The following is a 17,825-nucleotide window of genomic DNA, read 5'->3' on the forward strand; positions in this document are numbered from 1 at the left end:
GTGGTGTCTTGCCAGTGCACGCGTTGCAGGCGCACAGATCGCCGCATGGCGCAATGGAACGCGATAAAGCACGGTGGATAGTCGCGGGGCTGAATGGAGTGTGGCGTTGCGTGATGGGCGCGTGGGCTCTCAAGGGTCCCGGCCTTGCTTGAAAGCCGCGCCCGCGCCCCCAAATGCGGCAGCTATGGATTCATCTCAAAACACCCCGGTGTTCCACGGCACCACCATCCTGAGCGTGCGGCGCCAGACCCCTGACGGCATCCAGGTCGCGATTGGCGGCGACGGCCAGGTCACCCTGGGCAATATCGTGGTCAAGGGCACGGCGCGCAAGGTGCGCAAGCTCTACCACGGCAAGGTGCTTGCAGGTTTTGCCGGCGCCACGGCCGATGCGTTCACCCTGTTCGAGCGCTTCGAGGCCAAGCTCGAAAAGCACCAGGGCCACCTGACGCGCGCGGCCATCGAGCTCACCAAGGACTGGCGCACCGATCGCGTGCTGCGCCGCCTGGAGGCCATGCTGGCGGTGGCCGACGCCAGTGCCTCGCTCATCATCACCGGCAACGGCGACGTGCTGGAGCCCGAGCAGGGCATCGTGGCCATCGGGTCGGGCGGCGCGTACGCCCATTCGGCCGCCAAGGCGCTGCTCAACCACACCGACCTGTCGGCCCAGGACATCGTCAAGAAGTCGCTGGAGATCGCGGGCGAGCTGTGCATCTACACCAACATGAACCACACCATCGAGACGCTGTGAGCGTCGATGGTGATTTACTCTCAATTTGATAGCTGCTAGCGCTTGTACAGAAAGCGGTAGCGGCTGTTTTTGCTCAGAATTTTGAAGGCAGGCCCCGCATGTCCTCCATGACCCCCCAGGAAATCGTCTCCGAACTCGACCACCACATCGTGGGCCAGGCCAGCGCCAAGCGCGCGGTGGCCATCGCGCTGCGCAACCGCTGGCGCCGCCAGCAGGTCGAAGGCAGCCTGCGCCACGAGATCACGCCCAAGAACATCCTCATGATCGGCCCCACCGGCGTGGGCAAGACCGAGATCGCGCGCCGCCTGGCCAGACTGGCCGATGCGCCCTTCATCAAGGTCGAGGCCACCAAGTTCACCGAGGTGGGCTACGTGGGCAAGGACGTCGACTCCATCATCCGCGACCTGGCCGAGATGGCCGTCAAGCAGACCCGCGAGACCGAAACCAAAAAGGTGCGCGACCGCGCTGTCGACGCTGCCGAAGAGCGCATCCTCGACGTGCTGATCCCGCCCGCCCGCGCCGCTGCAGGCACGGAGCCTGCAGCGGACAACACCGCGCGGCAGGTGTTCCGCAAGAAGCTGCGCGAAGGCGCGCTCGACGACAAGGAGATCGAGATCGACGTGGCCGAGAACCGGCAGCCGCTCGAGATCATGGGCCCCCAGGGCATGGAAGAGATGACCGAGCAGCTGCGCGGCATGTTCAGCTCCATGGGCCAGGACAAGCGCAAGACCCGCAAGCTCAAGATCGCCGAGGCGCTCAAGCTGCTGACCGACGAAGAGGCCGGCAAGCTCGTCAACGAGGAAGAGATCAAGGCCCGCGCGGTGGCCAATGCCGAGCAGAACGGCATCGTGTTCATCGACGAGATCGACAAGGTGGCCACCCGCCAGGAATCCAGCGGCACCGACGTGTCGCGCCAGGGCGTGCAGCGCGATCTGCTGCCGTTGGTGGAGGGCACCACCGTGACCACCAAGTACGGGATGATCAAAACCGATCACATCCTGTTCATCGCCTCCGGCGCGTTCCATCTGTCCAAGCCCAGCGATCTGATTCCCGAGCTGCAGGGGCGCTTTCCGATCCGCGTCGAGCTGGAGTCGCTGTCGGTCCAGGACTTCGAGGCCATCCTCACGCAGACCCACGCATCGCTGGTCAAGCAGTACCAGGCGCTGCTGGCCACCGAAGGCGTCACGCTTGAATTCGCGCCCGAAGGCATCACGCGGCTGGCGCACATCGCTTTCGAAGTGAACGAGCGCACCGAGAACATCGGTGCGCGCCGCCTGTCGACGGTGATGGAGCGTCTGCTCGACGAGGTGAGTTTCGACGCCACGAAGCTCTCGGGCCAAACCATCACGGTCGACGCGGCCTATGTGGATGGCCGCCTGCAGACGCTGAGCCAGGACGAGGACCTGTCGCGCTACATCCTGTGACGACACGGTAGAACCGGGCCGGGCTTGAGAGGTCACTTTCATAGCCCGCCGTAAGTTCTTATTTTTCAACGACTTTTAGCGTTCTGTCGGCTGCAGAGTCGCGCCTAAGTTGTTGATTTCATTACAAAAGTTTGGTGGACGCCCTCTTGTTCGGCGTGCTTTTCCTGCTACAGTGCAAAAAAGTGCAATTAAGTGGTGAAAAGTGCCCTTCAAGCCTGTTTCGGGCTCTGAAGGATCAAAAGATTCCGAACTGGAAAATCCTCCGTGTTTCAAGGTGCCTCGTCGCTAAGTCTCGATGCGAAGGGTCGGCTGTCCGTGCCGACCCGGCATCGTGACGTGCTCGCGGCCACCGCAGCGGGCCAGCTCACGATCACCAAGCACCCCCACGGCTGCCTGATGGTGTTCCCCCGCCCCGAGTGGGAGAAGTTTCGCGAGCGCATCGCCGAGCTGCCCATGTCGGCCCAGTGGTGGAAGCGCATCTTCCTGGGCAACGCCATGGATGTGGAGATGGACGGCACCGGCCGCGTGCTGGTCTCGCCCGAGCTGCGCCAGGCGGCCGGTATCTCCAAGGACACCATGCTGCTGGGCATGGGCAACCACTTCGAACTCTGGGACAAGGCCACCTACGACGAGCAGGAGGCCAAGGCCATGCAGGGCGAGATGCCGGATGTCTTCAAGGACTTCTCCTTCTGACCATGACATCCCCTTCCCTTCTTCAACACACTACCGTCCTGCTGGACGAAGCCGTGGACGCGCTGCTGGGCGGCGCGGGCCCCGAACCTGCCGGTACCTGGGTGGACGGCACCTTCGGCCGCGGAGGGCATTCGCGGCTCATCTTGCTGCGGCTAGGGCCCCAAGGGCGCCTTGTAGCCTTTGACAAGGACCTCGAAGCCATCGCCGAAGCAACGCGCATCACCGATGCGCGTTTTTCCATTCGGCACGAAGGTTTCAGCCACATCGCCGACCTGCCCGCCGGCAGCGCTGCGGGTGTGCTCATGGACCTGGGGGTGAGCTCGCCCCAGATCGATAGCCCGGAGCGGGGGTTCAGCTTCCGGTTCGACGGCCCGCTGGACATGCGCATGGACACCACGCGCGGCGAAAGCGTGGCCCAGTGGCTGGCCACTGCCGAGGTTCAACAGATTGCGGAGGTGATACGTGACTACGGTGAAGAACGGTTTGCTGGCCCCATTGCAAAGGCGATTGTTGCTCGGCGCGAAGAACGGGGCCCTCTTGCAACCACCGCCGAACTGGCCGATCTCGTGGCTGGCACGGTCAAAACCCGCGAGCCGGGCCAGAACCCTGCAACGCGCACATTTCAGGCTCTTCGGATTTTCATCAACGCTGAGCTTGAAGAACTGCAACAGGCGCTAGAAGCCACGCTGTCGGTGCTGCAGCCGGGCGGGCGCCTGGTGGTGATCAGCTTTCACTCGCTGGAAGACCGCATCGTCAAGCAGTTCATCGCCAAGCACTCCAAAGAGGTGTATGACCGCCGCGCGCCGTTTGCCGCGCCGCAGGCCATGAAGCTCGTGGCGCTGGACCGCATCAAGCCCAGCGCTGCCGAGGTGGCCGGCAATCCGCGCTCGCGCAGCGCGATCATGCGCGTGGCCGAACGCACCGAGGTGGCATGACATGAGTCATCACCTGCGCACTGACCTGGGCCAGGCCGCGGCTTTCGCCTGCGTGCGGGAAAGCCGCTGACATGACCCGGCTCAATATCGTCCTGCTGCTGGCGGTGCTGGCGAGCGCGATCTACCTGGTGCACACCCAGTACGAGTCGCGCCGCCTGTTCACCGAGCTCGACCGCGCAACGGTCGAGGCGCGTCGCCTGGAGACCGAGCACCAGCGCCTGCAGGTCGAAAAGCGTGCCCAGGCCACGCCGCTGCGCGTCGAGAAAATCGCGCGGGCGCAGCTGAATATGCGTACGGCCACGCCGGCCATCACGCAGTACGTGTCCGACCCGCAGGGTGTGGCGGCTTCCGCAGTAGCGGCCGCTAACGCCTCGACGGGTGGCGCACCCGCACCGGTGCAGGGAGTGCAGCCATGAGCCGCAGCGTGGTCTACACCGCCAGCCCCTTGCTGGCCAGCAAGACGCCCGTCTGGCGCAGCAAGTTCATCGTGGCCATGATCGCCCTGGGCTTTTTGGCGCTGGCCGGGCGCGCAGCCTATGTACAGGTGTTCGGCAACGCGTTCTTTCAGCGCCAGGGCGAGGTGCGTTTTGCGCGCACCCTGGAGCTGCCCGCCAACCGCGGCAAGATCCTGGACCGCAATGGCCTGATCCTCGCGTCCAGCGTACCGGCGGCCAGCATCTGGGCCATCCCCGAAGACGTGGAACAAGACAAGCCCGAGACGCGTGCCAAGCTCAAGCAGCTGGCCAAGCTGCTCGACATGCCGCTGGCCGAGCTGCAAAAGAAGCTGGCCGACGAAGACAAGACCTTCGTCTGGATCAAGCGCCAGCTCGACTGGGATGTGGGCCGCGAGATCGCGGCGCTCGACATCAAGGGCATCTACCAGCGCAAGGAATACAAGCGCCAGTACCCCGAAGGCGAAGCCGCCGCCCACGTGGTGGGCTTCACCAACGTGGAAGACCACGGGCAGGAAGGCATGGAGCTGGCCTTCGACAAGGACCTGGCCGGCAAGGCCGGGTCGCGCCGCGTGATCAAGGACCGGCTGGGCCGCGTGGTCGAGGGCGTGGGCGAGACGGTGCAACCCGTCGACGGCAAGGACATGCAGCTGTCCATCGACAGCAAGGTGCAGTTCTTCGCATACCAGAAGCTGCGCGACCAGGTCGCGCTGCACAAGGCCAAGGCGGGCAGCGTGGTGGTGCTCGATGCGCACACCGGCGAGCTGCTGGCGCTGGCCAACTACCCGAGCTACGTGCCCGACAAGCGCCAGAACCTGACCGGCGAGCAACTGCGCAACCGCGCGCTCACCGACGTGTTCGAGCCCGGCTCGACCATGAAGCCCTTCACCATCGGCCTGGCCCTGGAGAGCGGGCGCGTGCGCCCCGAGACGCCGGTGGACACCAACCCCGGCCGCATCAACATCACCGGCTCCACCATCTCGGACACGCACAACTACGGCCTGCTCACGGTCGAGGGCGTGATCCAGAAGTCGAGCAACGTGGGCACCACCAAGATCGCGATGCAGATGCCTGCCCGCGAGATGTGGGAGACCTTCTCGGCCGCGGGCTTCGGCCAGAAGCCGCAGCTGCACTTCCCCGGCGTCGTGACCGGGCGCCTGCGGCCCTACAAGACCTGGCGCCCTGTCGAGCAGGCCACCATGTCCTACGGCTACGGCCTGTCGGCCAGCCTGTTCCAGATGGCGCGGTCGTACACCGTGTTCGCCAACGGCGGCCGCGTGATCCCGGCCACCATGTTCAAGACGTCCGAGCCTGCGCTGGGCGTGCCCGTGTTCTCCGAGCGCACGGCCGACCAGGTGCGCAAGATGCTGCAGATGGCCGCCGGCCCCGGCGGCACGGGCCAGAAGGCGCAGACCCTGGGCTACTCGGTGGGTGGCAAGTCCGGCACGGCGCGCAAGCAGGTCGGCAAGAACTACGCATCGGGCAAGTACCGCGCCTGGTTCACCGGCATGGCGCCCATCGACAAGCCGCGCATCATCGTGGCCGTGATGATCGACGAGCCCAGCAACGGCGTGTTCTACGGCGGTGCCGTGGCTGCGCCCGTGTTCAGCGAAGTGGTGCAGCAGACCCTGCGCATGATGGGCGTGCAGCCGGACATGGCCGTCAAGCCCCAGATCGTGGCCAACACGGTGGAGGAATCGCTATGACGGCAAGCACGCTGCCCCTGCTGGCCTCGGTGCACGACGCCGTGGCCTGGCTGCGCGAACGCGTCACCGGCACGCTGCAGACCGACAGCCGCCTGGTCCGCGCGGGCGATGGCTTCATCGCCTGGCCCGGCGCCGCCACCGATGGCCGCGCGCACATCGGCGACGCTTTGGCACGCGGTGCAGTGGCGTGCCTGGTGGAGCACGAAGGCGTCGAGGCCTTCCCGCTCGACGGCTGGCCGGTGGCGGCCCTGCACGGCCTGAAAGCCGCCACCGGGCTGATCGCGGCCGACTGGTTCGGCCACCCCACGCAGCGCCTCGACGTGCTGGCCGTGACCGGCACCAACGGCAAGACCAGCACCACCTGGTGGCTGGCCGAAGCCCTGAATGTGCTATCAAGAAGTGAGCTGATTGCGCACGGTGGATGCGCGGTAGTGGGCACTTTGGGCATCGGCGTTCCGCCTGCGCTCACCACCACCGGCATGACCACGCCCGACCCGGTGCGGCTGCAGCACGCCTTTCAGCAGTTCACCGACGCGGGCCGCACGGCGTGCGCCATCGAGGCCTCGTCCATCGGCCTGGCCGAGCACCGCATGGCCGGCAGCCGCATCCGCGTGGCGCTGTTCACCAACTTCACGCAGGACCACCTGGACTACCACCCCAGCATGGCCGCCTACTGGCAGGCCAAGGGCATGCTCTTCGAGTGGCCCGGCCTGCAGGCGGCCGTGGTCAACATCGACGACCTGCGGGGCGCCGAGCTGTACGCATCGCTGGCAGACCGCATGCTGGACCTCTGGAGCGTGTCCATATCCGGCCCCGCACGGCTGGCTGCACGCGACATCGGCATGGGTGATGGCGGCCTGCGTTTCACCGTGGCCGAGGGCGCGCACACGCATGTGCTGCAAACGCGCGTGATCGGGCTGTACAACGTCTCCAACCTGCTCGGGGTGCTGGCCGGCCTGCGGGCGCTGGGCGTGCCGCTGGAGCACGCGCTGTATGCGTGTGCCCAGCTCACGCCGGTGCCCGGCCGCATGGAACAAATCCACAGCCCCGGCCAGCCGCTGGTGGCCGTGGACTACGCCCACACGCCCGATGCGCTGGAAAAGGCCCTGCAGGCGCTGCGCCCCATCGCGGCCGAGCGGGGCGGGCAGCTGTGGTGCGTGTTCGGCTGCGGCGGCGACCGCGACGCGGCCAAGCGCCCTCTGATGGGCGCGGTGGCGCAGCGCCAGGCCGACCATGTGGTCGTGACCAGCGACAACCCGCGCAGCGAAGACCCCGCCACCATCGTGCACCAGATCCTGCAAGGCACCATTGCCGGTCGCACGGTGCGCGCCGAGCCCGACCGTACCGCCGCCATCGCCCTCGCACTGGCCGAGGCCTCACCGGCCGATGTGGTGCTGATCGCCGGCAAGGGCCACGAAGACACCCAGGAGACCGCGGGCGTGCGCGTGCCGTTCTCCGACAAGGCCCATGCACGCACTGCGCTGCAGGCCCGGGAGGCCCGCCCATGAGCGCCGCCACGATGCTGACCCTGCAGCAGGCCTTCGACCTCGTGCAGCCGCGCATTCCCGCCGCGCGCCTGGTGGGCGACGGCGCCACGCCGCTGGCCCGCGTGCACACCGACACGCGCACGCTGCAGGCGGGCGACTTGTTCGTGGCTTTGAAGGGCGAGCGCTACGACGCCAATGCCTTCCTGGCCGATGCCCGTGCGGGTGGCGCTGCCGCGGCCATCGCCCACGGCGGCCTCGAAGCCGCCGGCCTTGCGGGCATCGAAGTGCCCGACAGCCTGGCTGCGCTCGGTGCGCTGGCCACCGGCTGGCGCGCGCAGTTCGGCCTGCCGCTCGTCGGCGTGACGGGCAGCAATGGCAAGACCACCGTGACGCAGATGATCGCGTCCATCCTGCGCGCCTGGAAGGGCGAGGCCGCGTTTGCCACGCAGGGCAATTTCAACAACGACATCGGCGTGCCGCTGATGCTGCTGCGCCTGCGCGCCGGCCACGCCGCCGCCGTGATCGAAATGGGGATGAACCACCCCGGCGAGATCGCGCTCCTGGCCGCCATGGCGCAGCCCACGGTGGCGCTGGTCAACAATGCCCAGCGCGAGCACCTGGAGTTCATGCACACCGTGGAGGCTGTTGCGCGCGAGAACGGCTCGGTGTTTGCCAGCCTGCCTGCCGATGGCGTGGCGGTGTTCCCGGCAGGCGATGCGTACAGCGGCCTGTGGCAATCGCTCGCGCAGGGCCGCCGCACCGTCACCTTTGGCGACGGCGGCGATGTGACCTGCCGCAGCGCGGCCTGGGAGCAGGGCGCCTGGGCTGTCACGATGGCCACGCCGCAGGGCGAAGTCGCCACGCAGCTGCACATCGCCGGGCGCCACAACGTGAGCAACGCCCTGGCCGCCGCCGCCTGCACCCTGTCGGCAGGCGCGCCCCTGGCCGCCATCGCGCAGGGGCTGGCCAGCTTCACGCCGGTCAAGGGCCGCTCGCGCGCCTTCAGCGTGCGCATCGCGGGCCGCGAGGTCACCGTGGTGGACGACACCTACAACGCCAACCCCGACTCCATGCGTGCCGCCATCGACGTGCTGGCCGAGCTGCCCGGACCGCAACTGCTGGTGCTGGGCGACATGGGCGAGGTGGGCGACCAGGGGCCGCAGTTTCACGCCGAGGCCGGTGCGCATGCGTGCTCGGCCGGCATCCCGCGCCTGTTCGCGCTGGGGGATCAATCGGTGCACGCCACCGCGTCGTTCGGCAACGGCGAAGGCGAAGGCGGTGTGGCCCGGCATTTCAACGATAGGGGCGCGCTGCTGGATGCAGTGCGCCAGGCCCTGCCCACCGTGGGCAGCGTGCTGGTCAAGGGATCTCGATTCATGAAGATGGAACAGGTGGTGGAGGCAATCGCTTCTGCCGCACAAGTGCAGGACGACCCCAAACAACAAGAGCGACAACCGCCCGCGCAGGTACTGGAGGGACACCATGGTGCAACGCAGTAAGAACGTGCGGGCCTTCAAGGCCGCCTCCAGCATCCCCGCGGTGCGGCAACCTGCCGGAGGTGCCGCATGCTGCTAGTCCTGTCCCAATGGCTGCAGGGCCTGTCGCCCGAGTTCGGCTTCTTCCGCGTGTTCCAGTACCTCACCTTCCGTGCGGTGATGGCGGCCATGACGGCGCTGCTCATCGGCCTGGTGGCGGGGCCCAAGGTGATCCGCGTGTTGACCTCGCTCAAGATCGGCCAGCCCATCCGGGGCTACGCCATGCAGTCGCACCTGTCCAAGAGCGGCACGCCCACCATGGGCGGCGTGCTGATCCTGCTGTCGATCGCGATCTCGACCCTGCTGTGGTTCGACCTGTCCAACCGCTTCGTCTGGATCGTGCTCATCGTCACGCTGGGCTTTGGCGCCATCGGCTGGGTGGATGACTGGCGCAAGGTGGTCAACAAGGACCCCGAGGGCATGCGCTCGCGCGAGAAGTACCTCTGGCAGTCGGTGATCGGCCTCACGGCCGCGCTGTACCTGGTGTTCAGCATTTCCGAGAGCTCCAACGCCAAGGTGTGGGAGCTGTTCGTCGGCTGGGTGCAGTCGGGCTTCTCGCTCGACCTGCCGCCCAAGGCGGGCCTGCAGCTGCCGTTCTTCAAGGAAGTGAGCTACCCGCTGGGCGTGCTGGGCTTCGTGATCCTGACTTACCTGGTGATCGTGGGTTCGAGCAACGCAGTGAATCTGACCGACGGCCTGGACGGCCTGGCGATCATGCCCGTGGTGATGGTGGGCTCGGCCCTGGGCGTGTTCGCGTACGTCACCGGCAGCTCGGTGTATTCCAAGTACCTGTTCTTCCCGCACATCCCCGGCTCGGGCGAGTTGCTGATCTTCTGCGCCGCCATGGCGGGTGCGGGCCTGGCCTTCCTGTGGTTCAACGCACACCCGGCCCAGGTCTTCATGGGCGACGTGGGCGCGCTGGCGCTGGGCGGCGCCCTGGGCACCATCGCCATCATCGTGCGGCAGGAAATCGTGCTGGCCATCATGGGCGGCATCTTCGTGGTCGAGGCGCTGTCGGTGATGCTGCAGGTGACCTGGTTCAAGTACACCAAGCGCCGCTATGGCGAAGGCCGGCGTCTGCTGAAGATGGCGCCGCTGCACCACCACTTCGAAAAGAGCGGCTGGAAGGAAACGCAGGTGGTCGTGCGCTTCTGGATCATCACCATGCTGCTGTGCCTTGTCGGCCTGTCGACCCTGAAACTGCGATGAACCCGGACGATCCCCTCATCCCCGCGACCACCACCCCCTCGGTGGTGAAGCTGCCTCCAGACACGGATGCAGGCGGGGCCGTGCCTGCCGATCCAGCGGCGGAGGGCGCGGTGTCGCAGTCCGCTGGCGACGCGGCAGGTGCAGGCACTGCCGATCCGGCGGATGGCGCATCAACCGTGCCCGACATGTCCGGCACGTCCGGCAGTGCACCCACGCAGTCGTTGGTCGATGCCGAGGCATCAGCAGAATCCGTAGACCCCCAGCCCGAGGCCGAAGCTCCAGCCGCCGGCCCCGGCGCGCGCGCGGCAGCAGCCGCCGCCGCTGCGTGGGACCCCGAAAAGCCCCCGGCCATCTCCGCTGCCAAGGCTGCTGCCGACTTCGTCGCGCAGATCTTTGCCGACGTGGTGGCCGCCGACGCACCTGCGGACCCAGAGCCTGTGGCACAGCAGGACAACGCCGATGCCGCCGCGGAGCCTGCAGCTGATGCGCCCACCGAACCCCTGGGCCCCCCCGGCCAGGGCATGACGCCACTGCAGGGCCAGAACATCCTCATCCTGGGCCTGGGTGCCTCCGGCCTGGCCATGGCGCGCTGGTGCGTGCGCTGCGGCGCCGACGTCACTGTGGCCGACACGCGCGAAGCGCCTCCGCAACTCGCCACGCTGCAGCACGAGCTGCCCGGGGTGCGTTTTGTGGCCGGCGCCTTCGACGCAGCCCTGGTGGACGGCCGAGGCCTGCACGCGGTCTACCGGTCGCCAGGCCTGAGCCCCGATACGGTTGCTCCTGTTTTTGTAGCTGCTCGCGCCATCGGACTGCCGGTGGGGGGCGAATTGAGCCTGTATGCCATGGCCCTGGCCACGCTGCGGGCGTCCCACGGCTACGCGCCGGCCGTGCTGGCCATCACCGGCACCAACGGCAAGACCACCGTCACCTCGCTCACCGGCCAGCTCGTGGAGCGCTCGGACAAGACCGTGGCCGTGGCCGGCAACATCGGCCCCACGCTGCTCGACACGCTGGCGGGCCACATCGACGCGGCCACACTGCCGCAGGTGTGGGTGCTGGAGCTGTCGAGCTTCCAATTGGACGACGTGACTGTGGGGGAGGGAGCTTTCGAGCCCACGGCCGCCACGGTGCTCAACATCACGCAGGACCATCTGGACTGGCATGGCGACATGGCCGCGTATGCCGCTGCCAAGGCCCGCATCTTCGGCAAGACCGGCCTGATGATCCTGAACCGCGAGGACGCGGCGGTGATGCAGATGCTGCCGCCACCCATCAAGGTCAAGCTGCAAAAGCCCCAGGTGCGCGAGCACCTGACCTTCGGCGCCGACATGCCCCAGCGCCCCGGCGACTTCGGCATCGAGGTCGTGAGCGGCATGCCCTGGCTGGTGCGCGCCATGGACGCCGACGAGACCCGCAAGCGCGGCCGCAACGAGGCCGCCGAAGACCTGCACATCCAGCGCCTGATGCCCGCCGACGCGCTGCGCATCCGGGGCCGCCACAACGCGGTGAACGCGCTGGCCGCGCTGGCGCTGGCATCGGCCGCGGGCTGCACGCTCGCGCCCCTGCTGTACGGGCTGCGCGAGTACCGCGGCGAGCCGCACCGCGTGGAGCCGGTGGCCATCATCCGCGACGTCGAATACTTTGACGACAGCAAGGGCACGAACGTGGGCGCCACCGTCGCTGCGTTGACCGGCCTGGGTGCGGAGCGCCGCATCGTCGTCATCCTGGGCGGCGACGGCAAGGGGCAGGACTTCTCGCCGCTGGCAGCGCCCGTGTCGCGCTACGCGCGCGCCGTGGTGCTGATCGGGCGCGACGCGCCGCTGATCCGCGCCGCGCTGGCCGACAGCGGCGTGGCCCTGGTCGATGCAGAGACATTGCCCCAGGCCGTGGAGCTGGCCGCGCAGCGCGCACACGCAGGCGACGCCGTGCTGATGTCGCCCGCCTGTGCCAGCTTTGACATGTTCCGCGGCTACGAGCACCGGGCACAGGTGTTCTGCGACACCGTGCGCGCGCTGGCCGATGACGCGATGGGAGGTGTGGCATGAGCGCACCCGCCAGCAGCCTTTTGCAGCGCGTGACCGGCTGGTTCGGCGGCCTGCCGGGCAAGGCCGTGGACGTGCTGCCCGTGCGCGTGGGCGGCACCGACTACCGCCCCCGCACCACCAGCACGCCCGCGAGCGTGCTCGGCTTCGACCAGGCCCTGCTGTGGGTGGTGGTGGCGCTGCTCGCATGGGGGCTGGTGATGGTGTATTCGGCCTCCATCGCCATGCCGGACAACCCGCGCTTTGCCAACTACGCTTCCACCCATTTCCTGACCCGCCACGTGATGTACCTGGTGGTGGGCTTTGTCGCCGCGCTGCTGGCGTTCCAGATCCCGATGGCGCTGTGGGAGCGCGTGGCACCCTGGCTCTTCGTGGCAGCGTTGCTGCTGCTGGTGGCGGTGCTGATCCCGGGTGTGGGCAAGGTGGTCAACGGTGCGCGGCGCTGGCTGTCGCTCGGTCCCATCGGCTTTCAGCCGTCGGAGGTGGCCAAGTTCGCCGTCCTCATCTACGCGGCCGACTACATGGTCCGCAAGATGGAGGTGAAGGAGCGGTTCTTTCGCGCCGTGCTGCCCATGGGCGCCGCCGTGGCCATCGTGGGCGTGCTGCTGCTGGCCGAGCCCGACATGGGCGCCTTCATGGTGGTCGCCGTGATCGCCATGGGCATCCTGTTCCTGGGCGGCGTGAACGCCCGCATGTTCTTCCTGATCGCGGGCGTGCTGGTGTCGGCCTTCGGCGTGATGATCGCCAGCTCGCCCTGGCGTCGCGAGCGCGTGTTCGCCTACCTCGACCCGTTCAGCGAAGAGCACGCATTGGGCAAGGGCTACCAGCTCTCGCACTCGCTGATCGCCATCGGGCGCGGCGAGATCTTCGGCGTGGGCCTGGGCGGCAGCGTCGAGAAGCTGCATTGGCTGCCCGAAGCCCATACCGACTTCCTGCTCGCCGTGATCGGCGAAGAGTTCGGCCTGGTGGGCGTGGTCATCCTCATCGTGCTGTTTCTGTGGATGACGCGCCGCATCATGCACATCGGCCGCCAGGCCATCGCCCTCGACCGCGTGTTCTCCGGCCTCGTCGCGCAGGGCGTGGCGATCTGGATCGGCTTCCAGGCCTTCATCAACATGGGCGTGAACCTGGGCGCACTGCCCACCAAGGGGCTCACGCTGCCGCTGATGAGTTTTGGCGGGTCGGCGATCTTGATGAACCTCGTGGCGCTGGCGGTGGTGATGCGGGTGGACTACGAGAACAAACTCCTCATGAGAGGGGGGCGCGTATGACGCAGAAGACTGCCCTCATCATGGCCGGCGGCACCGGCGGCCACATCTTCCCGGGCCTGGCCGTGGCGGAAGAACTGCGTGCGCGCGGCTGGCGCGTGCACTGGCTGGGCGCGCCGGGCAGCATGGAGTCGCGCATCGTGCCCACGCATGGCTTTGCGCTCGAACTCATCGATTTTTCAGGCGTGCGCGGCAAAGGCCTCATCACGCTGGCCTTGCTGCCGCTGCGCCTGCTGCGCGCGTTCTGCCAGGCACTGGCGGTGGTGCGCCGCGTCAAGCCCGACGTGGTGGTGGGCCTGGGCGGCTACATCACCTTTCCGGGCGGCATGATGGGCGTGCTGGCCGGCAAGCCGCTGGTGCTGCACGAGCAGAACTCGGTGGCCGGCATGGCCAACAAGGTGCTGGCGGGCGTGGCAGACCGTGTGTTCACAGCGTTCCCCAATGTGTTCCCCAAGGGCCAGTGGGTGGGCAACCCGCTGCGCACCGCCTTCACCAGCAAGCCCGCACCGGCGGAGCGTTTTGCCGGGCGCACGGGGCCGCTGCGCCTGCTGGTGGTGGGCGGCAGCCTGGGCGCCCGTGCGCTCAACGAGATCGTGCCGCAGGCCGTGGCGCTGATGCCTGCGGACCAGCGCCCGGTGGTCATCCACCAGAGCGGCGCGACGCAGATCGACGCGCTGCGCGCCAACTATGCCGCGGCAGGTGTCGCGGCCGAATGCACGCCGTTCATCGACGACACCGCCAGCGCCTTTGCCGACGCCGACATCATCGTCTGCCGCGCGGGCGCGAGCACCGTGACCGAGATCGCGGCCGTGGGGGCAGCCGCACTGTTCGTGCCCTTCCCCTCGGCGGTGGACGACCACCAGACCACCAACGCCCAGTTCCTCGTGAATGCAGGCGGCGGGTGGCTCACCCAGCAGCGCGACCTGACGCCCGAAGGCCTGTCGCAGATGCTATTGAATATGGAGCGCTCCACGCTGGTAGATACAGCGTTGAAAGCCAAAAACATGCAAAAAATCAATGCCACCCGCGAAGTGGTGACCGCCTGCGAGGAGTTGGCATGAAGCACGCCATTCGCCACATCCATTTTGTCGGCCTGGGCGGCGCCGGCATGAGCGGCATCGCCGAGGTGCTGTTCAACCTGGGCTACCGCATCTCGGGCTCCGACCTGGCCGACAGCGCCACGCTGCGGCGCCTGGAGGGCCTGGGCATCAAGACCTGCCTGGGCCATGCCGCGGCGCACATCGACGGTGCCGATGCGGTGGTCACGTCCACCGCCGTGACGCCCGACAACCCCGAGGTGCTGGCCGCGCGCGAGAAGAAGATCCCGGTCGTGCCGCGCGCGCTCATGCTGGCCGAGCTGATGCGCCTGAAGCAAGGCATCGCCATCGCGGGCACGCACGGCAAGACGACGACGACCAGCCTCGTGACCAGCGTGCTGGCCGAGGCAGGGCTCGACCCGACCTTCGTCATCGGCGGCAAGCTCAACAGCGCGGGCGCCAACGCCAAGCTGGGCAGCGGCGACTACATCGTGGTCGAGGCCGACGAGTCCGACGCGTCGTTCCTGAACCTGCTGCCGGTGATGGCCGTGGTGACCAACATCGACGCCGACCACATGGAAACCTACGGGCACGACTTCGGTCGGCTCAAGGGTGCGTTCGTCGACTTCCTGCACCGCATGCCGTTCTACGGCACGGCCGTGCTGTGCGTGGACAGCCCCGCGGTGCGCGAGATCATGCCCAGCGTGACCTGCCCGATCACCAGCTACGGCTTTTCGGAAGACGCCCAGGTGCGCGCGATCAACGTGCGCGCCGAGGCCGGGCAGATGCGCTTCACCGTGCAGCGTCGCAACGGCGTCACGCTGCCCGACATGGAGGTGGTGCTCAACCTCGCGGGCGAGCACAACGTGCTCAACGCACTGTCGGCCATCGCGATCGCGGTGGAGCTCAACATCCCCGACGAAGCCGTGCAGCGCGCGCTGGCGGGCTTCAAGGGCGTGGGTCGGCGCTTCCAGCACTACGGCGACATGCCGGCCAAGGGCGGCGGCGCGTTCACCGTGATCGACGACTACGGCCACCACCCGGTGGAGATGGCCGCCACGCTGGCGGCCGCGCGCGGCGCGTTCCCCGGGCGGCGCCTGGTGCTGGCCTTCCAGCCGCACCGCTACAGCCGCACGCGCGACTGCTTCGAAGATTTCGTGAAGGTCATCGGCAACGCCGACGCCGTGCTGCTGACCGAGGTGTACGCCGCCGGCGAGGCACCCGTGGTGGCCGCCGACGGCCGCTCGCTGGCCCGCGCGCTGCGGGTGGCCGGCCGCGTGGAGCCCGTGTTTGTCGACAACGTGGCCGACCTTCCGCAGGCCATTGCCGACAACGCCCGGGCGGGCGATGTGGTGATGTGCATGGGCGCAGGCTCCATCGGGGCCGTGCCCGGCAAGGTGGTCGATTTGCTACAAAACAATGAGCTGAAGGCGCTGGAGGGGAGCGCGGTATGACTGTTTCTGAACTCGATATCGATGTGAAGGCCCTGGGCAAGGTCGCCGTTCTGATGGGCGGCGACTCTGCCGAGCGCGAGGTGTCCCTCATGTCCGGCAGCGGCGTGCTGCAGGCGCTGCGCTCCAGCGGCGTGGACGCGCATGCGTTCGACCCGGCGCAGAACGAGCTGTCGCAACTCAAGCGCGACGGGTATGCGCGCTGCTTCATCACGCTGCACGGCCGCCGGGGCGAGGATGGCACTGTGCAGGGCGCTTTGGAACTGCTGGGCATTCCGTACACCGGCCCGGGCGTGCTGGCCTCGGCCATTGCGATGGACAAGGTCATGACCAAGCGCATGTGGATTGCCGAGGGCCTGCCAACGCCGCGCTATGTGCGCCTTCCCCCTGACTTGCAGGCGCGCGAGCATGTGCGCCTGGTGCCGGACGAATTGGGCCTGCCGCTCATCGTCAAGCCACCACGCGAAGGGTCGTCCATCGGCGTATCGAAGGTGCGCGGCTACTCTGAAATGCAGGACGCGGTTGCCTTGGCTGCGAAGTACGACCCCGACGTGCTCTGCGAAGAGTTCATCGACGGCGAGGAGGTCACCTGTGCTGTGCTGGGTGAGGGCGCGCATGCGCGTGCACTGCCTGTGATCCGCATCCTTGCCCCCGAAGCGGGCTACGACTACCAGAACAAGTACTTCACCGACGACGTGAAGTACGAGTGCCCGAGCGGCATGCCGGAAGACGAAGAGCAGGAAATACAGCGCATCGTGCTGGCGAGCTACCGCGCGCTGGGATGCCGCGGCTGGGGCCGTGCCGACTTGATGATTCGCGCGAGCGACCGCAAGCCCTTCCTGCTGGAGATCAACACATCCCCTGGCATGACGGGCCACTCCCTGGTGCCCATGGCTGCGCGTGCGGCCGGTATCAGCTACGAGGAGCTGTGCCTGCGCATTCTGGCCGGGGCAGCCCTGGATGCGCCGCGTGCCGCACAAGGAGCCGCCCACCCATGACCTCCACCCTGCCGGCACCGCTGGACGTCAAGCTCATGAACTGGACCGCCTCGGCCCTGTTCGTGTGCCTGGCTGCGGGCGTGCTGGTGGCGGGGACGTGGTGGGTGCTGCGCTACCCCGGCTTTGCGGTGTCGCGCATCGTGGTGCAGGGCGACCTGGTGCACAACAACGCGGTCACGCTGCGGGCCAATGTGGCACCGCACCTGGCCGGCAATTTTTTCACGGTGGACCTGCGCGCAGCGCGCGAGGCATTCGAGCAGGTGCCCTGGGTGCGCCGCGCCGAAGTGCAGCGCGTGTACCCGGGCAGCCTGCATGTGCAGCTGCAGGAGCACGACGCGGTGGCGTACTGGGGCCCCGAGAGCGGCTCCGCCCTGGTCAACACGCAGGGCGAGGTGTTCGAGGCCAACGTGGGCGACGTGGAGCAGGAAGGCCTGCCGCGCCTGCTGGGCCCGGCAGGCAGCTCCCCCGAGGTGCTGCAGATGCATGGTTTGCTGGCGCCGGTGTTCAAGCCGCTGGGGATGGAGGTCGACACGCTGGAGCTGACCGGCCGCGGCGGCTGGCGCGTGACGCTGGACAGCGACGCGGTGGTCGAGCTCGGTGGCGGCACGCCCGCGGAGGTGGTGCAGCGCACGCAGCGGTTCACGCGCACGCTCACCCAGGTGGCGGCGCAGTACCACCGCCGTGTGGATGCGCTGGAGTCCGCAGACCTGCGGCATACCGGCGGCTACGCGCTGCGCATGCGCGGCGTGACCACGGTGGCGGCGGATGGCACGGGTGCACCGGCCGCGGTGCGCAGGAGGTAACGGCATGCAGCAACAGATCAAGGTGCGCAAGCGTACG

At 67.9% G+C, this 17,825-nt stretch carries 15 protein-coding genes; all 15 read left to right on the forward strand.

The window, feature by feature from the left end:
* Positions 1-184: 184 nt before the first annotated feature.
* The 15 genes from hslV (at position 185) to ASF16_RS23605 (ending at position 17,788) form a co-directional block, all read left to right on the forward strand.
* Positions 185-748 (forward strand): ATP-dependent protease subunit HslV, encoded by a 564-nt coding sequence (gene hslV, locus ASF16_RS23535; protein ID WP_056173105.1) that lies wholly within the window; start codon positions 185-187, stop codon positions 746-748.
* 98 nt (positions 749-846) lie between these two features.
* On the forward strand, positions 847-2,172 hold the full coding sequence (gene hslU, locus ASF16_RS23540; RefSeq protein ID WP_056173110.1) for an ATP-dependent protease ATPase subunit HslU: 1,326 nt from the start codon (positions 847-849) through the stop codon (positions 2,170-2,172).
* A 264-nt stretch (positions 2,173-2,436) separates the two neighbouring features.
* Positions 2,437-2,865 (forward strand): division/cell wall cluster transcriptional repressor MraZ, encoded by a 429-nt coding sequence (mraZ, locus tag ASF16_RS23545; protein ID WP_056173113.1) that lies wholly within the window; start codon positions 2,437-2,439, stop codon positions 2,863-2,865.
* A 2-nt stretch (positions 2,866-2,867) separates the two neighbouring features.
* Positions 2,868-3,800 (forward strand): 16S rRNA (cytosine(1402)-N(4))-methyltransferase RsmH, encoded by a 933-nt coding sequence (rsmH, locus tag ASF16_RS23550; RefSeq protein WP_056173117.1) that lies wholly within the window; start codon positions 2,868-2,870, stop codon positions 3,798-3,800.
* 71 nt (positions 3,801-3,871) lie between these two features.
* Positions 3,872-4,216 carry a cell division protein FtsL gene (gene ftsL / locus ASF16_RS23555; protein WP_056173119.1) on the forward strand — a complete coding sequence of 115 codons (345 nt, stop codon included), beginning with the start codon at positions 3,872-3,874 and terminating at the stop codon, positions 4,214-4,216.
* Positions 4,213-5,958: a penicillin-binding protein 2 gene (locus ASF16_RS23560; RefSeq protein WP_056173122.1), complete on the forward strand. Its 1,746-nt coding sequence runs from the start codon at positions 4,213-4,215 to the stop codon at positions 5,956-5,958. The genes ftsL and ASF16_RS23560 overlap by 4 nt, the downstream gene beginning before the upstream one ends.
* On the forward strand, positions 5,955-7,466 hold the full coding sequence (locus ASF16_RS23565; RefSeq protein ID WP_056173125.1) for a UDP-N-acetylmuramoyl-L-alanyl-D-glutamate--2,6-diaminopimelate ligase: 1,512 nt from the start codon (positions 5,955-5,957) through the stop codon (positions 7,464-7,466). The genes ASF16_RS23560 and ASF16_RS23565 overlap by 4 nt, the downstream gene beginning before the upstream one ends.
* Positions 7,463-8,944 (forward strand): UDP-N-acetylmuramoyl-tripeptide--D-alanyl-D-alanine ligase, encoded by a 1,482-nt coding sequence (gene murF / locus ASF16_RS23570; RefSeq protein WP_056173127.1) that lies wholly within the window; start codon positions 7,463-7,465, stop codon positions 8,942-8,944. The genes ASF16_RS23565 and murF overlap by 4 nt, the downstream gene beginning before the upstream one ends.
* A gap of 66 nt (positions 8,945-9,010) precedes the next feature.
* Positions 9,011-10,189, forward strand: coding sequence for a phospho-N-acetylmuramoyl-pentapeptide-transferase (mraY, locus tag ASF16_RS23575; RefSeq protein ID WP_056173130.1), 1,179 nt, complete (start codon positions 9,011-9,013; stop codon positions 10,187-10,189).
* On the forward strand, positions 10,186-12,234 hold the full coding sequence (gene murD / locus ASF16_RS23580; protein ID WP_235507496.1) for a UDP-N-acetylmuramoyl-L-alanine--D-glutamate ligase: 2,049 nt from the start codon (positions 10,186-10,188) through the stop codon (positions 12,232-12,234). Before mraY ends, murD begins: the two co-directional genes overlap by 4 nt.
* Entirely contained in the window at positions 12,231-13,502 is a 1,272-nt protein-coding gene (gene ftsW / locus ASF16_RS23585; protein ID WP_056173133.1) for a putative lipid II flippase FtsW, read from the forward strand. The genes murD and ftsW overlap by 4 nt, the downstream gene beginning before the upstream one ends.
* Complete coding sequence (gene murG / locus ASF16_RS23590) at positions 13,499-14,560, forward strand: undecaprenyldiphospho-muramoylpentapeptide beta-N-acetylglucosaminyltransferase (protein ID WP_056173136.1); 1,062 nt, start codon at positions 13,499-13,501, stop codon at positions 14,558-14,560. Before ftsW ends, murG begins: the two co-directional genes overlap by 4 nt.
* Positions 14,557-15,990, forward strand: a complete 1,434-nt coding sequence (murC, locus tag ASF16_RS23595) for a UDP-N-acetylmuramate--L-alanine ligase (RefSeq protein ID WP_056173138.1) — start codon at positions 14,557-14,559, stop codon at positions 15,988-15,990. The genes murG and murC overlap by 4 nt, the downstream gene beginning before the upstream one ends.
* A complete protein-coding gene (locus ASF16_RS23600) occupies positions 15,987-16,985 on the forward strand; it encodes a D-alanine--D-alanine ligase (RefSeq protein ID WP_056173141.1) in 999 nt (332 codons plus the stop codon). Before murC ends, ASF16_RS23600 begins: the two co-directional genes overlap by 4 nt.
* Positions 16,982-17,788: a cell division protein FtsQ/DivIB gene (locus ASF16_RS23605; RefSeq protein ID WP_056173143.1), complete on the forward strand. Its 807-nt coding sequence runs from the start codon at positions 16,982-16,984 to the stop codon at positions 17,786-17,788. Before ASF16_RS23600 ends, ASF16_RS23605 begins: the two co-directional genes overlap by 4 nt.
* Positions 17,789-17,825 lie beyond the last annotated feature (37 nt).

The organism is Acidovorax sp. Leaf78, assembly GCF_001422735.1.
Taxonomy (GTDB): Bacteria; Pseudomonadota; Gammaproteobacteria; order Burkholderiales; family Burkholderiaceae_C; genus Acidovorax.